The organism is Microbacterium sp. NPDC058389 (genome assembly GCF_042722305.1).
GTDB lineage: Bacteria > Actinomycetota > Actinomycetes > Actinomycetales > Microbacteriaceae > Microbacterium.
The window spans coordinates 170,648-190,825 of the sequence record NZ_JBHXJQ010000008.1; the positions used below are offsets into that span (position 1 = coordinate 170,648).

At 71.5% G+C, this 20,178-nt stretch carries 16 protein-coding genes and 1 pseudogene; 14 read left to right on the forward strand and 3 right to left on the reverse strand.

Going from position 1 to position 20,178, the window contains the following annotated elements; translation table 11 throughout:
• Positions 1 to 5: 5 nt before the first annotated feature.
• The 14 genes from ACFWJ8_RS13040 (at position 6) to ACFWJ8_RS13105 (ending at position 18,063) form a co-directional block, all read left to right on the forward strand.
• Positions 6 to 1,061, forward strand: a complete 1,056-nt coding sequence (locus ACFWJ8_RS13040) for an ABC transporter ATP-binding protein (protein ID WP_378811980.1) — start codon at positions 6 to 8, stop codon at positions 1,059 to 1,061.
• The gene (locus ACFWJ8_RS13045) at positions 1,058 to 1,840 is read left to right on the forward strand and encodes an ABC transporter permease (protein ID WP_378811983.1); all 783 of its coding nucleotides are present in this window, start codon (positions 1,058 to 1,060) and stop codon (positions 1,838 to 1,840) included. Before ACFWJ8_RS13040 ends, ACFWJ8_RS13045 begins: the two co-directional genes overlap by 4 nt.
• A 141-nt stretch (positions 1,841 to 1,981) precedes the next feature.
• Complete coding sequence (locus tag ACFWJ8_RS13050) at positions 1,982 to 4,171, forward strand: adenylate/guanylate cyclase domain-containing protein (protein WP_378811986.1); 2,190 nt, start codon at positions 1,982 to 1,984, stop codon at positions 4,169 to 4,171.
• Positions 4,172 to 4,174: 3 nt separating this feature from the next.
• Positions 4,175 to 5,596 carry a mechanosensitive ion channel domain-containing protein gene (locus tag ACFWJ8_RS13055; protein WP_378811989.1) on the forward strand — a complete coding sequence of 474 codons (1,422 nt, stop codon included), beginning with the start codon at positions 4,175 to 4,177 and terminating at the stop codon, positions 5,594 to 5,596.
• A gap of 198 nt (positions 5,597 to 5,794) precedes the next feature.
• Complete coding sequence (locus ACFWJ8_RS13060; protein ID WP_378811992.1) at positions 5,795 to 8,842, forward strand: hypothetical protein; 3,048 nt, start codon at positions 5,795 to 5,797, stop codon at positions 8,840 to 8,842.
• Positions 8,843 to 9,001: 159 nt separating this feature from the next.
• Positions 9,002 to 10,294 carry a sugar ABC transporter substrate-binding protein gene (locus tag ACFWJ8_RS13065; RefSeq protein ID WP_378811994.1) on the forward strand — a complete coding sequence of 431 codons (1,293 nt, stop codon included), beginning with the start codon at positions 9,002 to 9,004 and terminating at the stop codon, positions 10,292 to 10,294.
• 11 nt (positions 10,295 to 10,305) lie between these two features.
• Complete coding sequence (locus tag ACFWJ8_RS13070; protein ID WP_378811997.1) at positions 10,306 to 11,280, forward strand: carbohydrate ABC transporter permease; 975 nt, start codon at positions 10,306 to 10,308, stop codon at positions 11,278 to 11,280.
• Entirely contained in the window at positions 11,277 to 12,104 is an 828-nt protein-coding gene (locus ACFWJ8_RS13075) for a carbohydrate ABC transporter permease (RefSeq protein WP_378811999.1), read from the forward strand. The genes ACFWJ8_RS13070 and ACFWJ8_RS13075 overlap by 4 nt, the downstream gene beginning before the upstream one ends.
• Position 12,105: 1 nt before the next feature.
• Positions 12,106 to 13,530 carry a glycoside hydrolase family 3 N-terminal domain-containing protein gene (locus tag ACFWJ8_RS13080; protein ID WP_378812002.1) on the forward strand — a complete coding sequence of 475 codons (1,425 nt, stop codon included), beginning with the start codon at positions 12,106 to 12,108 and terminating at the stop codon, positions 13,528 to 13,530.
• Positions 13,527 to 14,735 (forward strand): anhydro-N-acetylmuramic acid kinase, encoded by a 1,209-nt coding sequence (locus ACFWJ8_RS13085; protein ID WP_378812003.1) that lies wholly within the window; start codon positions 13,527 to 13,529, stop codon positions 14,733 to 14,735. Before ACFWJ8_RS13080 ends, ACFWJ8_RS13085 begins: the two co-directional genes overlap by 4 nt.
• On the forward strand, positions 14,732 to 15,622 hold the full coding sequence (locus ACFWJ8_RS13090; protein ID WP_378812006.1) for an N-acetylglucosamine kinase: 891 nt from the start codon (positions 14,732 to 14,734) through the stop codon (positions 15,620 to 15,622). The genes ACFWJ8_RS13085 and ACFWJ8_RS13090 overlap by 4 nt, the downstream gene beginning before the upstream one ends.
• Positions 15,615 to 16,547 carry an N-acetylmuramic acid 6-phosphate etherase gene (gene murQ / locus ACFWJ8_RS13095; RefSeq protein ID WP_378812009.1) on the forward strand — a complete coding sequence of 311 codons (933 nt, stop codon included), beginning with the start codon at positions 15,615 to 15,617 and terminating at the stop codon, positions 16,545 to 16,547. Before ACFWJ8_RS13090 ends, murQ begins: the two co-directional genes overlap by 8 nt.
• Positions 16,547 to 17,428, forward strand: coding sequence for a MurR/RpiR family transcriptional regulator (locus ACFWJ8_RS13100; RefSeq protein ID WP_378812012.1), 882 nt, complete (start codon positions 16,547 to 16,549; stop codon positions 17,426 to 17,428). The genes murQ and ACFWJ8_RS13100 overlap by 1 nt, the downstream gene beginning before the upstream one ends.
• Before the next feature lie 113 nt (positions 17,429 to 17,541).
• On the forward strand, positions 17,542 to 18,063 hold the full coding sequence (locus tag ACFWJ8_RS13105) for a hypothetical protein (protein WP_378812015.1): 522 nt from the start codon (positions 17,542 to 17,544) through the stop codon (positions 18,061 to 18,063).
• A gap of 98 nt (positions 18,064 to 18,161) precedes the next feature.
• On the opposite strand, the gene ACFWJ8_RS13110 is transcribed toward ACFWJ8_RS13105, so the two are convergent.
• The 3 genes and pseudogenes from ACFWJ8_RS13110 to ACFWJ8_RS13120 form a co-directional block, all read right to left on the reverse strand.
• Positions 18,162 to 18,554, reverse strand: coding sequence for a YccF domain-containing protein (locus ACFWJ8_RS13110; RefSeq protein WP_378812018.1), 393 nt, complete (start codon positions 18,552 to 18,554; stop codon positions 18,162 to 18,164).
• Positions 18,555 to 18,591: 37 nt separating this feature from the next.
• On the reverse strand, positions 18,592 to 19,194 hold the full coding sequence (locus tag ACFWJ8_RS13115) for a hypothetical protein (RefSeq protein WP_378812020.1): 603 nt from the start codon (positions 19,192 to 19,194) through the stop codon (positions 18,592 to 18,594).
• 8 nt (positions 19,195 to 19,202) lie between these two features.
• A pseudogene (locus tag ACFWJ8_RS13120) lies at positions 19,203 to 20,178 on the reverse strand (hypothetical protein); the annotation flags it as partial.

Genomic DNA, 20,178 nt, shown 5'->3' on the forward strand with positions numbered 1-20,178 from the left:
GCGGCATGGCGAACGAACCGATCATCGAAGCGCAGGGCCTCACCAAGCGCTTCACCGTCAAGGGCAAGACCGTCGAGGCGGTCACAGACCTCACGTTCCAGGTGGCGCGCGGCGAGCTCGTCGCATTCCTGGGACCCAACGGCGCGGGCAAGTCCACCAGCCTGCGCATGCTCACCACCCTCATCCCGCCGACGTCGGGCACGGCGAAGGTCGTCGGATTCGACATCCTGGACCGGCCCGCCGACGTGCGCGCCCGCATCGGCTACGTCGGGCAGCTCACGAGCGGCAGCTTCTCGCAGCGCGCCCACGACGAACTGCTCAGCCAGGGCGCGTTCTACGGCATGTCGAAGTCCGCGGCGAAGCAGCGGGCCGACGAGCTCATCGAGTCGCTCGACCTCTCGGGCTTCGCGACCCGCACGGTGCAGCAGCTGTCGGGCGGGCAGAAGCGCCGGCTCGACATCGCGCTCGGCCTCATGCACGCGCCGCCGCTGCTGTTCCTCGACGAGCCGTCGACGGGTCTCGACCCGCAGAGCCGCGCCAATCTGTGGCAGCACATCCTGGAACTGCGCCGCAGCCACGGCACCACGGTCTTCCTCACGACGCACTACCTCGAGGAGGCCGACCGCTACGCGGAGCGGGTCATGGTCATGGACCGAGGCCGCGTGATCGCCGACGACACCGCCGCACGGCTCAAGGCCGACCTCGCCGGCGACGTCCTCACGTTCGGCTTCGAGAGCGAGGCGGATGCCGCAGCCGCCGTCCCCGTGGTGCAGCGGCTTGCGGCGCGCGAGGTCGGCCGGGAGGCGGCATCCCTCACCGTCACCGCGTCCGACGGAGACACCCTGCTGCCCGCAGCGGTGCGGGCGCTCGACGCCGAAGGGCTCACGGTGCGCACCGCGACGGGTGTGCCGCCGACGCTCGACGACGTGTTCCTCGCACTCACCGGACGGACGTTGCGTGAGGCGGGTGAAGGCGCGTCCGAGGAGGGCGAGGGCGACGAGGATGCCGGGGACGCGGCATCCACCAGCGAAGAAGTGCTCACGACAGGAGTGGAACGATGACCGTGCAGACCGACACCGCCGTGCGCCCGAACGCGGCGCGCGACACCTGGAACGTGCTCACGCGGGAGCTGAAGCCCGTGGTGCGCGACCCGTTCACGCTGATCTTCAGCCTGGTGCAGCCGCTGGTGTTCCTGGGGCTGTTCGCGCCGCTGCTGGTCGGCTCGTCGGGGGCGCCGGTGGGGGAGACGCTGCAGTGGTTCGTGCCGGGCGTGCTCGTCATGATCGTGCTGTTCGGCACCGGGGCGACCGGGTCGAATCTGCAGTACGAGATGATGACGGGCTCGCACGAGCGGACGCTCGTCGCGCCGCTCGGGCGGTCCTCGCTGCTCGTCGGCCGCGCGCTGAAGGAGATCGCGCCGATCGTGGTGCAGGCGCTCGTCATCGTGCTGATCGCGTGGCCGTTCGGGTTCACGATCCACGTGCCGGGGCTCGTCATCGGACTGGCGCTGCTCGCGGTGTTCGGCATCGGGCTCGGGGCGCTGTCGTACACTCTCGCGCTCAAGACGAAGGACCGCGAGTGGCTCTTCTGGGGCGTGCAGCAGACGCTGATCTTCCCGCTCCTGATCCTGTCGGGCATGCTGCTGCCGCTCGACGAGGGGCCCGCGTGGATGCGCGCCGTCTCGACCGTGAACCCCGTCAACTGGGTCGTGCAGGCCGAGCGCGCGCTGTTCGCCGGCGACCTCGGCGACATCACCGTGCTCTGGGGCTGGATCGCCGCCGTCGTGCTCGCGGTGATCGGGCTGGCCGTCGGCATCCGGGCGATGCGCAAGAGCAGCTGAGCTTCGCACGAGGACCGAGTGGATGCCGCGGCCCCGGGCCGCGGCATCCACTGTTTACCGCCTCGATCAGCGAAATCCTTGCCCGCGCGAGACGCGTGTGGCTAGAGTGACGCACGAGCCTACCGGGGGGTACAAAAGGCCGTGACTGTCACTGAGACGGATGCTCCAGCGACCGATTCGACGCGCTCGCGCGCGCCGCGGCAGACCGCGGTGCCCGACCCGCCGAGAGAGAAGAAGCGCCGACGGGGCGGGCTGAGCATCCAGTCGAAGCTGCTCATCATGCTGCTGTCGGTGAGCGTCGTGTCGGCGACGATCGTCGGCATCATCGGCTACGTGAGCGGCCGGGAATCGCTGCGGGCCTCGGCGATCGACCAGCTGACCACGATCCGCGAGCTGCGCGTCCACGAGCTCGAGACGTCGATGGCGGGACTGCAGCGCGGCGTGCAGCTGGACTCGCGCAACCTCAGCGCGCAGACCGCGTCGAAGGCGCTGAACGCCGCGTGGGACGAACTGCAGTCCAAGGAGCTCACGCCGGAGCAGGCCGACGAACTGCGGGCGTACTACGCCGACACCTTCATCCCGCGACTGCAGGAGCGTTCGGATGACACCTACAGCGAGACCGCGTTCATCCCGTCGTCCAATGCCGGCAAGTGGGTGCAGTACCACTTCACGGCGCAGCACGACGACTTCGACGAGGCGCTCGCCGATGATGACGGCGACGACGGCACGACGTTCTCTGCGGCGGCGTCGCAGTACGGCGACTACCTGTCGCGTCTGGTCGATCAGGTGGGGTACGAAGACCTGCTGATGCTCAACCTCGACGGCGACGTCGTGTACTCGGCGTACAAGGGCACCGACCTCGGCACCAACCTCAACGACGGGCCGTTCCGCGACTCGATGCTGGCCGACGCGTACCGCGAGGTCGTCGCGAGCAACTCGGTCAACGCGGTCCGCACGACCGACTTCGAACGCTGGATACCCTCGCTCAACGTGCCGACGTACTGGGTGGTCTCGCCGATCGGCAACGACTCGCAGATCACCGGCGTGCTGGCCGTGCAGATGTCGATCGACACCGTCAACGACATCCTGACCGGCGGCGAGCAATGGGCCGAGCAGGGCCTCGGGCAGACCGGCGAGGTGTACGTCGCCGGCCACGACAAGCTCATGCGCAGCATCTCGCGCGAACTCGTCGACGACCCGGAGAAGTACGAGAAGGACGTCGTCGCGGCGGGCACTCCACCGGCGACCGCCGCCCGCGCGGTGGAGGTGGGTGGCACGACCCTCATCCAGCCGGTCGACACCTACTCCGTGAACCAGGCGCTGATGGGACGCACCGGCACAGCGGTGGCCGACTCGTACCTCGGATTGGAGAGCATCGTCGCCTACTCGCCGGTCGAGGTGAACGGGCTCAACTGGGTCGCCGTCGCGCACATCACGACTGCCGAGGCCTTCGCCCCGGTCGCCGACTTCACGCGCAATCTCGTGCTGTCGCTGCTGGCGATCATCGTCGCCGTGTCGCTGCTGTCGCTCCTGCTCGCCCAGGCGTTCACGAAGCCGGTGCGCCGGCTCGTCGAGGCGGTGCGGCGGCTCGCGGGCGGCGATCTGGCGGTGCAGGTCCCCGCCGGCGCCCGCGACGAGTTCGGAGACCTCGGCAACGCGTTCAACGACATGGCCGCCAGCCTGCGGATCAAGCAGGACCTCATCGACGAGCAGCGCGTCGAGAACGACAAGCTGATGCACACCCTCATGCCCGAGACGGTCGCCGAACGGTACAAGCAGGGCGAGGAGACGATCGCCGAAGAGCACGACAACGTGTCGGTCGTCTTCGCCGAGCTGGTGGGCTTCGACGACTACGCGAACGACCTCACCGGCGCCGAAGAGATCACGCAGCTGAACGCGCTCATGCGCGGGTTCGACGAGGCCGCGACAAGGGCGGGCGTCGAGAAGGTGCGCACGCTCCGCGGCGGCTATCTGGCCAGCTCGGGACTCATCGTCCCGCGCGTCGACAACGTGCGACGCGCCGTCGATTTCGCCCGCGAGATGCGGGCGGTCGTGCAGCGCTTCAATGCGCAGAACGACACCCAGCTCGACCTGCGCGCGGGCGTCGACACCGGCACCGTGACGAGCGGTCTGGTCGCCCGGACGAGCCTCGCCTACGACCTGTGGGGGGATGCCGTCAGCCTGGCCTACCGCGTGCGGGCGGTGATCGACCAGCCCGGCGTCTTCGTCAGCCAGGCCGTGCGCGACCGGCTGCGGGAGGCCTACGCGTTCCTGGAGGCGGGCACGGTCGAGCTGCAGGGCAAGACGCAGACGGTCTGGCGGGTGGAGTAGGTCATGGACCCGCTGCGCGACGGATGGCTCTGGTGGGCGCTGGCGATCGGCCTGGGCGTCCCGATCCTGCTGGTGGTGCTGACCGAGATCCTCGGTGCCCTCGTACGACGGGGGAGCCCGGCAGCCAAGACGGTGCGGCTGCTGCGCAACTGGGTGGTGCCGGTCGGGGCGCTGCTGGCCGTGCTCGCGTTCGCGTCGCTGTCGCCCGCGGACTACGTCTGGGTGCGGATCGTGGCCACCGTCTTCGGGTTCCTCCTCATCCTGCTGCTGCTGTCGGCGCTCAACGTCGGGGTCTTCGGCAACGCGCGCGAGGGCTCGTGGCAGCAGCGCATCCCGCAGATCTTCGTGCAGATCGCGCAGCTGATCCTCATCGTCGTGGGCGTCGCCCTGCTGTTCCAGTGGGTGTGGGATGCCGACGTCGGCGGGCTCATCGCTGCCCTCGGCGTCACCTCCATCGTGATCGGCCTCGCGCTGCAGAACGCCGTGGGCGGCGTGATCTCGGGGCTCTTGCTGCTGTTCGAGCAGCCGTTCAAGATCGGCGACTGGCTCGACACCGGCAGTGTCCAGGGACGCGTCACCGAGGTGAACTGGCGCGCCGTGCACATCGACACCGGGTCCGGCATCCAGATCGTCCCGAACTCGACGCTCTCGGGCGCGTCGTTCACGAACAAGAGCCTGCCGGCGGGACCGTTCTCGGCGACGACGACCGTGAAGTTCACCACCGACGACCCGCCGCACGAAGTCGTGGCGCTGCTGGCCGAGGTGTCGACGTCGCTGCCGATGCGCATCGCCGACCAACCCGCGAGCGCCGAGTACCTGGGCGGTGGCGCGTACACCGTGACACTGCCGATCCAGGGGCCCGACCTCGAGCAGCGGGCGCTCAGCCTCTACCTGTCGTGGCTCTGGTACGCCGCGCGGCGCCGCGGTCTCGCGCTGGACGGCGATGCGACCGACCCGATCGCCGAGCCCGGCCGGCTCGAACAGGCGCTCGACGTCGTCGGCCCGACGCTGCAGCTGCGCCCGGACGACCGCGAGCGCGTGCTGTCCACCTCCCGGCTGGAGCGGTACGGCATCGGCGAGATCGTGATCCCCGCGGGCGTCGTGCCCGACGAGATCCGGTTCATCGTGCAGGGCCGGGCTCGATTCACGGCCGATGCCGGCGGCGGACGCCTCGATGTCGCCACCGCCGAGCCCGGCGACTACGTCGGGCAGACCGCGCTCACCCGTGAGAAGGCGACGCTCACGGTCGTCGCCGCCGATGTGCTGACCGTGCTCGTGATGCCGCTCGACACCGTCGACGAGCTCGTCCGCACGCGTCCGAGGCTGGCCGGCGAGATCAGCACCTCCATCGAGCTGCGCCGCAAGCAGGCCGCCGACGCGGTCGCGAGCGCGGGCACCGTGGCCGGCGCGATCCAGCTGAGGTGACCGCCGGGCCGGGTGCGACGGCGAGGGCGGCCGGCGCCGACGGGGTGGCCCGGGGTGCGCTTCGTCTCGCTCGTTCCTCGCTCGCTCAGCGACCGGGAGCCTCTGCCCCCGGTGACGGAGCGGCTCGCTCGGCAACAGGTGTGCAACGGGTTCGATGAACGGACGGGTGCGTCGGAACGGCGGTCCTAGGATCAGAGGATGACGACGGCGCGACGGCGGGGCATCCTCGCCGTCGTCACCGCCATCGTGCTGGTCGCGCTCGGCGCGGGCGTCGCGCTCGCGGTCGGCGATGCGCTCGGCATCCGCACCGAGCCCGCCGCGCAGATGCAGCCCGAGCCGGCCGTCGCGACGGCCGCGACGGAGGCCGTCGCGCCGCCCGAGCTCACCGCCGTCGACGTGCCCGACACCGAGCGCGTGGGCGTCGCGATGGACGAGCTGCGTGACGCGATCGCCGACGCCGACGCCGGCGAGACGCTTCGACAGGCTCAGCGACCGCAGCTGTCTCTCACCGTCGCGGACGCACCCGAGGGCGACGACGACGCGTACACGCTCGCCGGCGACGCGCACGCCCTCACCGTCACGGCGACCGCGGAGGCGGGCGCGACCCGGGCGATCTACGACCTCGCGGCGCACGTACGGGCCGCGAAGCCGCTGACCGACCTGATCGGCGCGCACGAGGCATCGCGGCTTCCGCTGCGCATGACCGACCTCGGCGCGGTCGGCGTCACGCCCGACCCGGCCGAATGGGAGTCGGGGACCGACTACTCGCACGCGTCGAAGGCGTTCGCCGACGTGTTCCAGTCCGATGCGCCGTACATCGACCAGACTGCGCTCGCTGCCGCCTACGACGATTTCGACGCGTTCCTGCGGCACTCGCTTGCGAACGGGTTCACCGCCGTGGCGTTCCCCGGGTTCGTGGAGTTCGTGACCTTCGACGACGCACCGGGCGGTCCCGTCTACGCCGAGGGCGACGAGCACCGCGCCAAGGCCCTGGCGCTGCGCGAGGCCTTCGCGCCGTTCTGGGAGCGCGCCGACGAGCTCGGCGTCAAGGTCTTCCTCCGCACCGACATGCTGGCGCTCACGGGGCCGCTCGAGCAGTACCTGACGGACCGGTTCGGCACGCTCGACACCGCGAACCCCGAACTGTGGGACGTCTACACCGCCGGCCTCGACGAGCTCTACGACGCCGTGCCCGCGCTCGACGGTGTGCTGATCCGCATCGGCGAGGCGGGGCCCGTGTACGACGTGGGCGGCTGGGACTACTACTCCGCCCTCAAGGTCACGACCGTCGACGCCGTGCGCGCGATGCTCGAAGCGTTCACGGGGCAGGCCGAGGCATCCGATCGCGAAGTGATCTTCCGCACGTGGTCCGTCGGGGTGGGCGCCGTCGGCGACATGCACACCGACAGCGACTCGTATGAGGCGGTGCTCGGCGGCATCGACTCGCCCGCGCTCATCGTGTCGACGAAGTACACGCTCGGCGACTTCTACACGTGGCTGCCGCTCAACGACACGCTCGAGCAGGGCTCGCAGCGGCGCATCGTGGAGTTCCAGAGCCGCCGGGAGTTCGAGAACTTCGGCGCCTTCGCGAACGACCTCGGGGCCGAGTACCAGTGGTCGCTGCAGCAGCTGCTCGCCGCGAACGAGAACATCGAGGGCATCTGGGTGTGGACCCAGGACGGCGGGCCGTGGCGCGCCGGACCCATGACGCTCTACCTCAAGGCCGGGTTCTGGCAGCTGTACGAGCTGAACACGCAGGTGGCGGCATCCCTCGCCCGCGACCCGGACACCGACGTCGCGACGGTCACGGAGGACTGGGCACGTGAGTGGTTCTCGGACGACCCGGCCACCGTGGATGCCATCACGAAGGCGATGACGAGCTCGCGCGACGCCATCGCGCACGGCCTCTACATCGCGCCGTTCGCGCAGCAGCGGGTGTTCGCGATCGGGCTGGAACCGCCGCCCATGATGTGGATCTTCGAGTGGGACATCCTCACCGGAGACTCCGCCGTGCTGGACGTCATGTACTCGATCGTGCGGGATGCCGACGGCGGCATCGACGCCGCCATCGCCGACGGTGAGAAGGCCGTCGAGACCGCCGAGGCCATGCGCGACACGGTCGCGGAGACGGATGCCGCCACCTGGCGCTCGCCCGAGATCCGCGAGGCGTTCGCCGGGGCACTGGACTACGAGGTCGACACGCTGCGGCTGCTCTCGGCGTACCGGTCGCTGATCCTCCACCAGGGGGAGTGGCACGACACGCTGTCGCCCGACGCGCGCGCCGCATGGGATGCCGATCGCGCGACGTTCGAGAAGCTCGCCGCCGCGCACCTCGAGGCCTACGACGGAAACATCGACCACCCGGCTCTCAACCTCACCGCGGCGCGCCTCGGCATCGAGCGCTCGGAGCGCGACGACACGATGGCGTGGCTCGCGCGCGGGCTGCTCGTGCTCGCCGCCGCATGGGTCGTGATCGGCATGATCGCGGCGCGCACGCGCCTGGTGCGCCGCCCCGGCGCCGCCGCCGCACGCGCGACGTGGATCGCCTCGACCCGGCCATGGCGGGCGCGGGAATCCACGCTCGGCATGCTCGAGCTCGACCGATGGCTGCTGCTCATCATCCCGGCGGCGCTGCTGGTCGCGACGCGCGCCGTGCAGACGTCGTTCCTGTCGTGGACGCACGTGGCGATCGTCATCGGCGCGTGGGTCGTGTTCGCGCTCGTGCTGCGACTGTTCGTGCGTCGGCGCTCGCCGTGGCCGGTGATCGCGGCCGTCGGCGGGGTGGTGGTGCTGCGCTGCATCCTGACCCTCTTCGCCCTGTCGTTCACGGGGCCCGGCGGCTGCTGGTACGCGTTCTGGACTGAGCCGGTGCTGCGCACCGCGTACATCGCCGTCGCCTTCGCGCTGTTCGTGTGGGTGTTCGTCGCGGCCGGCTGGGCGCTGTCGGCCCAGGTCGGCGCCCGCCGCGGCACCGGCTACGTCCTGGCCGCGGTCGGGGCCGGGCTGCTCGTGCCGGCGGTCGTCGTGGGCGTCATCGGCCTGGAGGCCGCGCTCACCGTCTGGAACGACGAGATGGGCCTGCTGCCGTGGGGGCTCGCCCGCATCCTGGGCATCACGACGTACCTCGACATCCCCGCCGAGACCCCGTGGTTCGCGGCCGCCTTCGCGCTCGTGCTGCTCGTCGCCGGTGTGCTGCTGGCGCTGCCGTGGGGACGACGGCGGGCCGAGGCATCCCCCCGCTCCTGAACGCCGGAACCTGACCTCGCGGACGGCGGACGCGTGTTTCCGGACGATAACGGTTGGGAGAAAATTCCAACACATGCGTGACACATGGTGGTTTCTTCCATAGTGTGAGTCGCGGCCGGAAGGTCGACACAAGAGTGTGGTCGCAGAAGAGGAGTTCACATGAGGAAGCGCATCCTGCCCATCGCCGTGTTGGGTGTGGCAGTACTCGGCATCACCGCCTGCAGCGGCGGCGGTGGCGACAACGGAGACGATTCGGCTTCGGGCGAGGGCAAGACCCTCGACGTCTGGATCATGCAGGGCACGAACCCCGACGCCGAGCCGTTCTTCGACGAGGTGGCCGACGCGTTCAAGGACGAGACCGGCGCGACGCTGAACGTCGAGTTCGTGCAGTGGGCCGACGCCCACGACCGGTTCGTCACGTCGATCGCCGGCGGCACGACCCCCGACGTCGCCGAGACCGGCACCACCTGGACGCCCGAGTTCGCCGACGCCGGCGCGCTCGCGCCCATCACGGACTACATCAAGAAGGACGGGCTCGAAGACGACCTGGTCGAGGGCCTCGTGAAGTCGGGCACCTACGACGGCGAGCAGTACGGCATGCCCTGGTACGCCGGTGTGCGCTCGCTCGTCTACCGCTCCGACATCTTCGAGGAGCTGGGCCTGGACGCCCCCACCAACTGGGAGGAGCTGCGCGACGCCGCCCTGGCGATCAAGGCCGCCCACCCCGACATGACGGCGGTCGCCGTCCCCGGTGACGCCGAGTTCACGGTCTACCCGTGGGTGTGGGGCGCCGGCGGCGAGGTCGCCACCGAGAAGGACGGCACCTGGACGAGCGAGCTCGACTCGCCCGAGTCGGTGAAGGGCCTCGAGTTCTGGACGGGCCTCGCCACGAACGACAACCTGTCGTCGGCCGGTGCCACCACGTGGCGCGAGACCGACGTGCTCGACGCGTTCGCCGCCGGCACCGTCGGCATGGCGGTCATGGGCTCGTGGACGCCGTCGGCGATCGTCGAGAAGGGACCCGACATGGAGGGCAAGTTCGCCGCCGTGCCGATCCCCGGCGAGGAGGACGGCATCGCGCCGTCGGTGCTCGGCGGCTCGCATCTGAGCATGTTCGAGACGGCCAAGGACAAGGACCTCGCGTTCGCATTCATCAAGATGATGACCACGGGCGAGTTCGCCGAGAAGTGGGGCGAGCAGAGCGGGTACTTCCCGGGCCAGAAGTCGCTGCTGGAGAAGTCGATCGAGAACGCCGACCCGCTGGTGCAGCCGTTCGCGACCCAGATGGTCGACGGTGGGGCGTCCGTGCCCGTGACACCGACGTTCGGCGCCGTCCAGGCCAAGAAGACGACGAGCGCCATGATGCAGGCGATCCTGTCGGGCCAGAAGGACGTCGAGACGGCCGCCAAGGACGCTGCGGCCGAGATGACCGCGACCCTCAACGGCAAGTAAGCAGGACCCGCATGGCATTCATGCCCCAGGCGCCGGCGGTGGAGGAGCAGGCCTCCTCCACCGCCGGCGCGGCAGTCGCCCCCGGAGCCCGCCGCCGCCCGATGGACCGGCTGCGCCCGTGGATGCTGCTCGCGCCCGCGCTCGTCGTCCTCGCAGGCCTCCTGCTGTGGCCGCTCGTCCGGGTCGTGCTGTTCTCGTTCCAGGACTACGGCCTGCGCGAGATCGTCTCGGGCGAACCCAACTTCATCGGCCTCGACAACTTCGTCGAGATCCTCACGAGCCCGACGCTATGGGCGGTCGTGCTGCCCAACACGGTCGGCTTCGCGATCCTTTCCGTCGTCGGCACCGTCGCCTTCGGCACGCTCGTCGCCCTGCTGCTGCAGTCGCTCGGCACCTTCTGGCGCACCGTCGTCGCGAGCGCCATCATGGCGGCCTGGGCGATGCCCGCGGTCACCGGCACGTACGTGTGGGTGTGGATCTTCGACGCCGACCGCGGCATCTTCAACCAGCTGCTGATGCAGCTGGGGCTCATGGACCAGCCCTACAACTGGTTCACCAACCGGTGGTCGTTCTACGCGATCGTGCTGCTGAACGTGATCCACCACGGCTTCCCGTTCGTCGCGGTCACGATCCTCGCCGGGCTCCTCGGCGTTCCGAAGGAGACGCTGGAGGCGGCGTCCCTCGACGGCGCCAATGCGTGGCGACGCTTCTGGAGCATCACCTTCCCGCAGCTCAACCAGGTGTTCGCGGTCGTCATCATCCTGTCGACCATCTGGGACTTCAAGGTCTTCGCGCAGGTCTACCTCATGCCCGGCGGCGCGGGCTCCAACCGCGAGGTGCTGAACCTCGGGGTCTGGTCGTACGTCGAGTCGTTCGGGCAGAACCGGTACGGCTTCGGCTCGGCGATCGCCGTGCTGCTGACCCTGCTGCTGCTCGCCATCACCGTCGTGTACGTGCGACGGCTCCTCAAGGAGGACCAGCTGTGACCCGGCCCTCGATCGGACGCCGCCTCATCAAGGGCGTCCTCGTCTTCCTGCTGCTCGTCTTCACGCTCTTCCCGACGTACTGGATGCTCGTCAGCGCCTTCGACGAGAACCCGTCGGGCGGCGCCGAGCTCGTGCCCCGCCAGTTCACGCTCGACCACTTCGTGTTCGTGCTGACCGACGGCGGCTTCGCGACCTATCTGCGCAACTCGCTCATCGTGGCGCTCGTCGTCGTGGTGTTCTCGGGGCTGCTGGGGCTGCTCGCCTCGGTCGCTGTCGCGCGCTTCCGCTTCACGCTGCGCACCCAGATCGTCATGATGATCCTCGTCGTGCAGATGGTGCCCCTGGAGGCCCTCGTCATCCCGCTGTTCGTGCAGGTGCGCGATCTGCAGCTGCTCGGGACGCTCCTCGGCCTCATGATCGTCTACACGGCGCTCGCGCTGCCGTTCGGGATCTGGATGCTGCGCGGCTTCGTCGCCGCCGTGCCGGTGGAGCTCGAAGAGGCCGCCTACATCGACGGCGCCTCGTGGTGGCGCATGTTCCGCTCGGTGCTGCTGCCGCTGGTGGCGCCCGGGCTCGTCGCGACGAGTGTGTTCGCGTTCATCACGGCGTGGAACGAGTTCATCTTCGCCATGACGCTCCTCGGCGGAGCAACCGAGAACTACACGGTGTCGATCGGCCTGCGCCAGTTCTTCGGCGTGCACTCGAACGACTGGGGCTCGGTCATGGCGGCGTCGACGATCATCACGATCCCGGTCATGATCTTCTTCATCATCGTGCAGCGACGCCTGTCGAGCGGGATCGTCGCGGGGGCTGTGAAGGGCTGACATGGATCTCGAAGAACTCGTGCCCGGGGTGCTGCTGCCCGGGTTCGCCGGCCCCGTCGTGCCGGAATGGCTGCGCGCAGAACTGGAGCGCGGCCTCGGCGGTGTCTGCCTGTTCGCCGGGAACGTGGATGCCGCCGATCCGGACGGCACGGCGGTGCTGGCCGCGGCGATCAGGGCCGTGCGCCCCAGCACGCTCGTGGCGGCCGACGAGGAGGGCGGTGTGGTGACGCGGCTCGAGGGGCGCGAGGGCTCGACGCTGCCGTCGCCCGCACAGCTCGGGCTCGTCGCCCCCGACGTCGCCGAACGCGTCGGGGTGGTCCTCGCCGAGCGCGTGCGCCGGGCCGGCATCGACCTCGTGCTCGCCCCGAGCGCCGACGTCAACGACAACCCCGACAACCCCGTCATCGGCGCGCGCTCGTTCGGCGCGGACCCGCACGAGGTCGCGACCCGCGTCGCGGCGACCGTGCGCGGCATCCGCTCCCGTCGCGGCGTCGCGGCCTGCGTCAAGCACTGGCCCGGGCACGGCGACACCGACGTCGACTCCCATCGCGGCCTGCCGACGATCCCGGCGGCGACGGCTGCGCGCCACGCCGAGCCGTTCGAGGCCGCGATCGCGGCCGGAGTGCCCGCCGTCATGACGGCGCACATCGTGGTGCCCGAATGGGGTGCCGAGCCCGTGACCGTCAACCCCGACGCGATCGCCCGGCTGCGTGCAGCGGGCTTCGACGGCGTCGTCGTGACGGACGCCGTCGACATGGCCGCCATCGCCGCGACCTACGGCATCGGCGGGGGTGCTGCCCGGGCGCTCGCCGCGGGCGCCGACCTCGTGTGCCTCGGCAACCCCGAGCTCGGCGGGATCGACGCCGCCGCGCAGTACGCCGAGGTCGTCGACGCGATCGTCGCCGCCGTGCATGACGGACATCTGGCGCCCGAGCGGCTGCGCGAGGCGCACGACCGCGTCGCGCGCCTGGCCGCCGGGACCTCAGCCGCCCGTTCGTCGGCGCCGGCCGACGTGTCGGTCGAGGTCGACCCCGCCGATGCCCGGGCGATCGAGATCGCTCTGGCCGCGGCATCCGACCCCTCCGCCGTCGCCGGTCTCGCCCGCATCGTGCGCGTCGTCGACGCCCGCGGCGGGGCGACGCAGGCCGCCGCGACCCGTGCCGTGCCGGTGGCCGATGCGCTGCGCGGCCTTGCCGGCGGCGGGAACGGGAGTGCCACGGCCCACGGCCTCACCGCGGTCGTCGCCGATCGGCCCAGCGCCGTGCAGCTCGGCGTGCTCGCCGACGCGCAGGCGGCCGGCGAGTGCATCGTCGTCAACGTCGGGGCGGTCCCCGGCGGATTCGACGCAGCCGTCGTGCAGCTGGGCGCCGACTCGGTGTTCTCGGCGGGCATCGTGCGGGCGTGGGCCGCGAAGGGCGGCCGATGAGGATCCTCGCGCTGCAGTCGGGCACGAGCGCGGACGGCATCGATGCCGCTCTCGTCTCGGTGACGGCAGGCGTCGACGCGCTCGACGTCGTGGTCGAGCGGTGGGGCACCGAGCCGTGGCTGGCCGCCGAGCGTGCGCTCGTGATGGGCGCCGTCGCGGGGGAGCGGCTCGACCAGGCCGAGTGGTGCCGCCTCGAGACGACCGTCGGCCAGGCGTTCGCACGCGCGGCGGTGTCGTTCGCCGCAGGAGCGCCCCGGCCCGACCTCGTGTGCGCCCACGGGCAGACGGTGTTCCACGGTGTGGAGGCCGGCGCGGTGTGGGGCACGCTGCAGGTCGGCGAGCCGGCGTGGATCGCCCGCGCCACCGGATGCGCCGTGCTCTTCAACGTGCGGGTCGCGGACGTCGCCGCGGGCGGCCAGGGCGCGCCGCTCATCTCGGCGTTCGACGCGCGGTGGCTGCGCACGGCAGCGGAACGGGCGGGCGCGCCGATCGCGTCGCTCAACCTCGGCGGCATCGCGAACCTGCAGGTGGTCCGGCCCGACGGCACGGTCTCGGGCTTCGACACCGGACCCGCCAACGCCCTGCTCGACGCGTACCTGACGCGCGAGACGGAGGGTGCCGAGACCTTCGACCGCGACGGCCGCCACGCCGCCGCCGGCCGCGTCGACGCGGCACTGCTCGGCCGGCTGCTCGCACACCCCTACTTCGCGCTCGCCGCGCCCAAGACCACCGGCCGCGAGACCTTCACCCTCGCGACCGTCGATGAGGCGCTCGCCGACGGCTCCGTGCCGACGCCCGACGACGTGTGCGCGACGCTCACCGAACTGACCGCGGCGTCCGTGGCCGACGCGCTGCACCGCGCGGCCCCGGACGCCGCCCGCCTCGTCGTGTCGGGCGGGGGTGCGCGCAATCCCGTGCTGCTCGAGCGCATCGCGGCGCTCGCCGGTGTGCCGGTCGAGTCGAGCGACGCGTGGGGCATCCCTGCCGACGCCCGCGAGGCCGTCATGTTCGGGGTGCTCGCCTACCTGTCGGCGCTGCGCGTGCCGCTGGAGCTGCCGGGCACGCCGGAAGGGCGTGCCGCCGTCGCCGGGCAGTGGGACCTGTCGGTCGCACCGCTGCCCGCCCTGCCCACCGTGCCCGATGGCACCGTCACCGGGGGTGCATCGCAGCGCCTCCGCGTGCGCACACGAGAGGAGCGGCAGTGAGCATCGTCGCCGTCGACCTGGGAAAGACCGGATGCCGCATCCGCGCCACGTCCGGAGCCGCGACCGTCTCGGCGCACGGCGCCGGGGTGCCGGGGCTCGCCGACAGCGACGGCGATGTGCGCGCGTTCGACGCCATCGTCACGACGCTGGGCGGGCTCGACCTGCCGACGCCTGTCGCGTCGATCGGCGTGGGAGCGGCCGGAGCCGAAGCGGCGCCGGCTGCCGCCCGGGCGCTGGCGGATCGCGTCGCCCAGCACCTCGACGCGCCGACCGCCGTGACCACCGACGCGGTGACCGCGCACGCCGGGGCGTTCGAGGGGATGCCGGGCACCATGGTCATCGTCGGCACCGGCACGGTCCTGCTGACCCTCGACCGGGCCGGCACCCTGAGCCAGGTCGACGGCTGGGGGCCGTGGCTCGGCGACGAGGGCAGCGGTCGCGCGATCGGCCAGGAGGGGTTGCGGGCCGTGCTCGCCGCCCACGACGGCCGCGGGCCCGCGACCGCGCTCACCGCGGCGGCGCTCGACCTGCACGCACCGCTCAGCACGCTGCCGCGCTGGGTGGCCGACACCGCCGCGCCGGCACGTCAGCTCGCCCGGTTCGCGCCGCGCGTGCTGCAGGCGGCCGCGGCCGGCGACCCCGTCGCCCGCGACATCGTCGAGCGGGCGGTCGACGCCGTGCTGCAGGCCTGCGTGGCGGCATCCGGACCCTACTGCCTGCTCGGCGGCATCGCCGGGTCCGAGGTGTTCGGCGGCGCGCTGCGCGCGCGGCTGCGGGAACGAGGGCTCGAGGTCGTCGAGCCCCGGGGGGACGCGCTCGACGGGGCGGAGTACATCGCCCGCACCCCGGCGAGCCCGTATGAGGGGAGTGTGGTGCGCCGTGGTTGACCTCGACGATCTGCGACGCCAGCTGGCCGAGCTCACGACCGAGGCCGTCGATCCCGAGTTCGGCGAGCTCGACCTCATGACGACGCCCGAGCTCGTGGCGGCCATGATCGACAGCAACCGTCAGGTGACCGACGCGCTGGTGGCGGCATCCACGGATCTCGCTCGCGCCGTCGACGTCGCCGCCGAGCGGATGCAGCGGGGCGGACGCCTCGTCTACGTGGGTGCGGGCACGCCCGGGCGCCTGGGCATCCTCGATGCCAGTGAGATCCCGCCCACGTTCGGCGAGCCGCCTGAGCGCGTCGTGGGGATCATCGCGGGCGGCGAGACCGCGATCCGCTCGGCCGTCGAGAACGCCGAGGACGACGTCGCCGCCGGGCGTGCCGACATCGCGCGCGCCGGCGTCGGCCCCGACGACTGCGTCGTGGGTCTCACGGCGTCCGGCCGCACGCCGTACGTGCTGGGCGCGATCGCCGAGGCGCGCGAGCGGGGCGCGGCGACAATCGGCGTCAGCTGCAACCCGCGCTCCGAGCTCACCGCCGCGGCCGACGTGGGCGTCGAGGTCATCGTCGGGCCCGAGCTGGTCGCGGGTTCGACGCGGCTCAAGGCGGGCTCAGCGCAGAAGATCGTGCTCAACACCATCTCGACGCTCGCCATGGTGCGCATCGGCAAGACCTTCGGCAACCGCATGGTCGACGTGCGCGCGACGAACGAGAAGCTGCGGGCGCGAGGGGTCCGCATGGTGATGGGGATCGCCGATGTCGACCCGGCCATGGCGCGTCGCGCGCTCGCCGACACCGGTTGGGAGGTGAAGCCCGCGATACTGATGTGCATGAGGGGACTGACCGCGGATGCCGCGGCTCGTGCGCTCGTCGACGCTGGGGGTCGACTGCGCGAAGCACTGGACCGCACCCGCGAGGCGGAGTGATGGACGTCCTGATCCGCGCGCGGCAGTCGCTCGACCGGCTGAGCGCCTCGGAGCGCCGGGTCGCCGACACCGTGCTCGCGGATCCGGAGCTCGTCCGCACGTCCACGATCATGCGGCTCGCCGAGGTGAGCGGCGCGTCGCAGTCCACCGTCGCCCGGTTCTGCCAGAGCCTCGGGTACCCGGGGTACCGCGAGTTCCGCCTCGACGTCATCGCCGCGCTCAGCCGCGACCAGGCTCAGCGCATCAGCTTCGACATCGGCGAGGGCGAGATCGGCCCGGACGACTCGATCGCCGACACCGTCGCCAAGATCGCCTTCCAGGAGATGCAGGCGATCCAGGACACGGCGCAGTCCCTCGACACGGAGGCCGTCGCGCAGGCGGTCGCCGCGATCCGCGGGGCGCGGCGCATCGAGCTGTACGGCGCCGGAGCGTCGTCGCTCAGCGCGCAGGACCTGTTCCAGAAGCTCAGCCGCATCGGCCGCCCCGCCGGTGTCTCGGTCGACATCCACCTCGCGCTCGTGCAGGCCGCACTCCTTGACGACGCCTCCGTCGCGATCGGCGTCTCGTTCCGGGGAGAGACCCGCGAGACCCTCGACTTCCTCACCGTCGCCGGGCGCACAGGCGCCCTGACGATCGGCATCACCAACGCGGCCGAGTCCTCGCTCGACGATGTGTGCGACATCGTGCTGCGCACGAGTGTCCGCGAGGCCCGCTTCCGCAGCGGTGCCATGGCGAGCCGCATCGCGCAGCTCGCGCTCATCGACATGCTGTTCGTGCTCGCGCTGCGCCAGGACTTCCCGCAGATGACCGAGAGCCTGCGTCGCACCTACGATGCCGTGCAGTCCCGACGCCCCGATACCGGAGCGGTCGAGACCGGCTGAGCCCGGCGGTCCCCTCCGGAAGGAGGGGATGCGCCGGCGGATTGGTCAGACCATGCCGATCGGGGGCGTAACGTAGGAGGGATCCCCCGAATCGATTCGAAAAGGTGTTTGGCATGCGTTCCCGCAGTACCGCTGTTCTGTCCCTCCTCGCCGCCTCCGGTCTGCTCCTCGCCGGATGCGCATCGTCGACCACCGGGTCGGGCACGTCGCCCGAAGCGGCCCCCAAGACGGTCGCCGTCGAGTCGTCGATCGACGCTCCCGCGGCCGTGGGTGAGCGCATCGGAGTGGACGGCAACTCGCTCGAGGTGTGGAGCGGCATCGTCCCCGACGAGGCTGCCGCCGGCGCCCTCGGCGACCCGGAGGCGGGCACCCAGTGGGTCACCGCGAACGTCGCCCAGTGGGTGAGCGACAAGGGCCTCACGGGTGCCGACATCGCGCCCGTCCTGCGCTCGACCGCCGACGACACCTTCGAGGGCGTCGCCGTGCCGCAGCAGTCCGTCGACGTCGAGATGAAGCCCGACATGTCGTACACCTACGTCTGGAGCTACGCGGTTCCCGAGGCGCTGGTCGACCCGTCGACGCTCGTGCTCTGTGTCGGCACCGGCGACGAGGGCTGCAGCAGCCTCACCAAGTAAGACGGTGGATGCCGGTGGCCGAGGCCGCCGGCATCCCTTCGTCTCATACGCCAAGCGCCGTGCACCTGAGGGTGCACGGCGCTTCGTCGTATCGGCGGTCAGGCGGCGACGCGGACCTGGTCGACCGGGACGATGTCCTTGCCGAGGGGCATGAGCGAGATCGGCACGAGCTTGAAGCTCGCGATGCCGAGCGGGATGCCGATGATCGTGAGGCACATCGCGACGCCGGTCACGATGTGGCCGATCGCCAGCCACCAGCCGGCGAGGATCACCCAGATGACGTTGCCGAGGAACGAGCCGACACCCGACGACGGCTTGTCGACGATCGTGCGGCCGAAGGGCCACAGCGCGTAGACGCCGACGCGGAACGAGGCGATCGCCCACGGGATCGTGATGATCGGGATGCACAGCAGCACCCCGGCGAGCATGTAGCCGAGGAACATCCAGAAGCCCGACAGCACGAGCCAGATGATGTTGAGGATGGTGCGCATGTTCCGATTCTTTCAAGGGGATGCCGCGAGATCGCTGTCAGACGGTGAAGGCGGAAGCCGCGCGGCGGCGTTCCCCGGCGCGCTGCGCGCGGCGCACGAGGCCGACGAGCCCGGCGATCAGCGCGAACGCGCCCACCACGAGCACGGAGTACGCGATGGCGGCGGCCGGAGTGAGCGCCAGCATCCAGTCCGTCACCGCGGCCTGGCGGCCGGCGTCGGTGAGGAACCACAGCGCGAGCGCCGCGATCGCCGCGAGCACGAGGCCCCACACGATCCCGGCCCAGCGGGTGCGCGGGCCGGAGAGAACCGTGGATGCCGCCTCTGCAGGCGCCCCCGCGGTCGTGTTCGGTGCGCTCGGGGCCAGGGGGGCGTCGATCGCCGGACCGAAGCCCGTGAACGCGGGCGGGAGCGTGGCGGGTGCCGGCGGCTCAGAGGCGGCGAGGACCGCCGTCTCGTCGGCCGTCGCCGCGTCGGGCGGGGTGAGGTCGTCCAGCCGCGCCGTCTCCGCGGCCCAGGCCGCCTCGGCGGCCGGGGTCTCGGGAAGGGGCGGGGTCGCGACGGCCTGCGTGTCGGTCACCGCGGGCTCGTCGGGCGTGGCGTCGGCGCCGGGCGCGGCATCCGGATTCTCGAACGTGCTCATGTCGGCGCTCATTTCTCGTAGATCGTGATCTGGACCGAGCCGGCGCTCTGGTCGAGGACGATGTGCTGCGTCGTGGTGACTCCGGTTTCGGCGTCCTTGCTGCTGGCCTGCACACGCCAGACGCCGTCGTCGCCGGGCTTGAGGGTGCCGGACTTCAGCAGCCGGCCGGTGCTGCCGTCGATGCGGTCGTAGCGCACGCCGCCGTCGCCGAGCTCCGCCTCGAGCACGAGAGCAGTTCCCGGGTAGAGCTCGATGGTGGTCGCGCCGAAGCCCTTGCGCACGACGACCCCACCGGCCTCGAAGTCCTCGGTGTCCGACAGCGACCCGACGGTGATGAGCATGTCGCCGGCCGGCTGCGTGACGCGCTGCTCGTAGGAGGCGGTGCCGAGGTTGATCCCGCCGACGACGAAATGGTCCCTCCCGGATGCCGCGACGGCAGAGCCGCCGATCACCAGCAGCACGATCGTGACCGCGGTGAGGAAACCGCTGCGCCGCCGGATCGCACCGGCGACGACCATGGCGAGCGCCGTCACGAGAGCGGCAGTGAAGATGCCGATGGCGCCCGCGAACGGGGCGGTCGCGGCATCCCCCAGCGAGATCAGCACGGCGACGGCACCGACGACGATCGCGGCTCCCAGCGCGGTGAGAACGAACACGAAGCTCGTGCGGGGGCGGGTGGCGCGACGGATGCGACGACGGTCCTCGGCCTCGAGGGCGAAGGCGGCGCCGTGCGCGTGGCGTTCGCGCCGGGCCTGGTCGCGCGCAGCGCGATCGGCATCCTGCCGGCTGCGGCGCCACGCGTCGTTCTCCGCCCGCCATGCCTCCTGGCGCGCACGCCAGTCGGCGACGGAGGCGTCGTCGCCGTAGGGGGCGCCCCCGGCCGCCGCGGCGGCGAGGGGGACGGCATCCCCGTATCCGGGTCCTGTCGCGGGGGGGGGGGGGGCCCGCCCCCCCCCCCCACGCCGAGGTGACGGCCACGGGGGA

Bases quoted from the DNA above. Each gene is read 5' to 3' on its own strand.
- ACFWJ8_RS13040 (WP_378811980.1), top strand. From the start codon at position 6: ATGGCGAACGAACCGATCATCGAAGCGCAGGGCCTCACCAAGCGCTTC.
- ACFWJ8_RS13045 (WP_378811983.1), top strand. From the start codon at position 1,058: ATGACCGTGCAGACCGACACCGCCGTGCGCCCGAACGCGGCGCGCGAC.
- ACFWJ8_RS13055 (WP_378811989.1), top strand. From the start codon at position 4,175: ATGGACCCGCTGCGCGACGGATGGCTCTGGTGGGCGCTGGCGATCGGC.
- ACFWJ8_RS13060 (WP_378811992.1), top strand. From the start codon at position 5,795: ATGACGACGGCGCGACGGCGGGGCATCCTCGCCGTCGTCACCGCCATC.
- ACFWJ8_RS13065 (WP_378811994.1), top strand. From the start codon at position 9,002: ATGAGGAAGCGCATCCTGCCCATCGCCGTGTTGGGTGTGGCAGTACTC.
- ACFWJ8_RS13070 (WP_378811997.1), top strand. From the start codon at position 10,306: ATGGCATTCATGCCCCAGGCGCCGGCGGTGGAGGAGCAGGCCTCCTCC.
- ACFWJ8_RS13080 (WP_378812002.1), top strand. From the start codon at position 12,106: ATGGATCTCGAAGAACTCGTGCCCGGGGTGCTGCTGCCCGGGTTCGCC.
- ACFWJ8_RS13085 (WP_378812003.1), top strand. From the start codon at position 13,527: ATGAGGATCCTCGCGCTGCAGTCGGGCACGAGCGCGGACGGCATCGAT.
- ACFWJ8_RS13100 (WP_378812012.1), top strand. From the start codon at position 16,547: ATGGACGTCCTGATCCGCGCGCGGCAGTCGCTCGACCGGCTGAGCGCC.
- ACFWJ8_RS13105 (WP_378812015.1), top strand. From the start codon at position 17,542: ATGCGTTCCCGCAGTACCGCTGTTCTGTCCCTCCTCGCCGCCTCCGGT.
- ACFWJ8_RS13110 (WP_378812018.1), bottom strand. From the start codon at position 18,554: ATGCGCACCATCCTCAACATCATCTGGCTCGTGCTGTCGGGCTTCTGG.
- ACFWJ8_RS13115 (WP_378812020.1), bottom strand. From the start codon at position 19,194: ATGAGCACGTTCGAGAATCCGGATGCCGCGCCCGGCGCCGACGCCACG.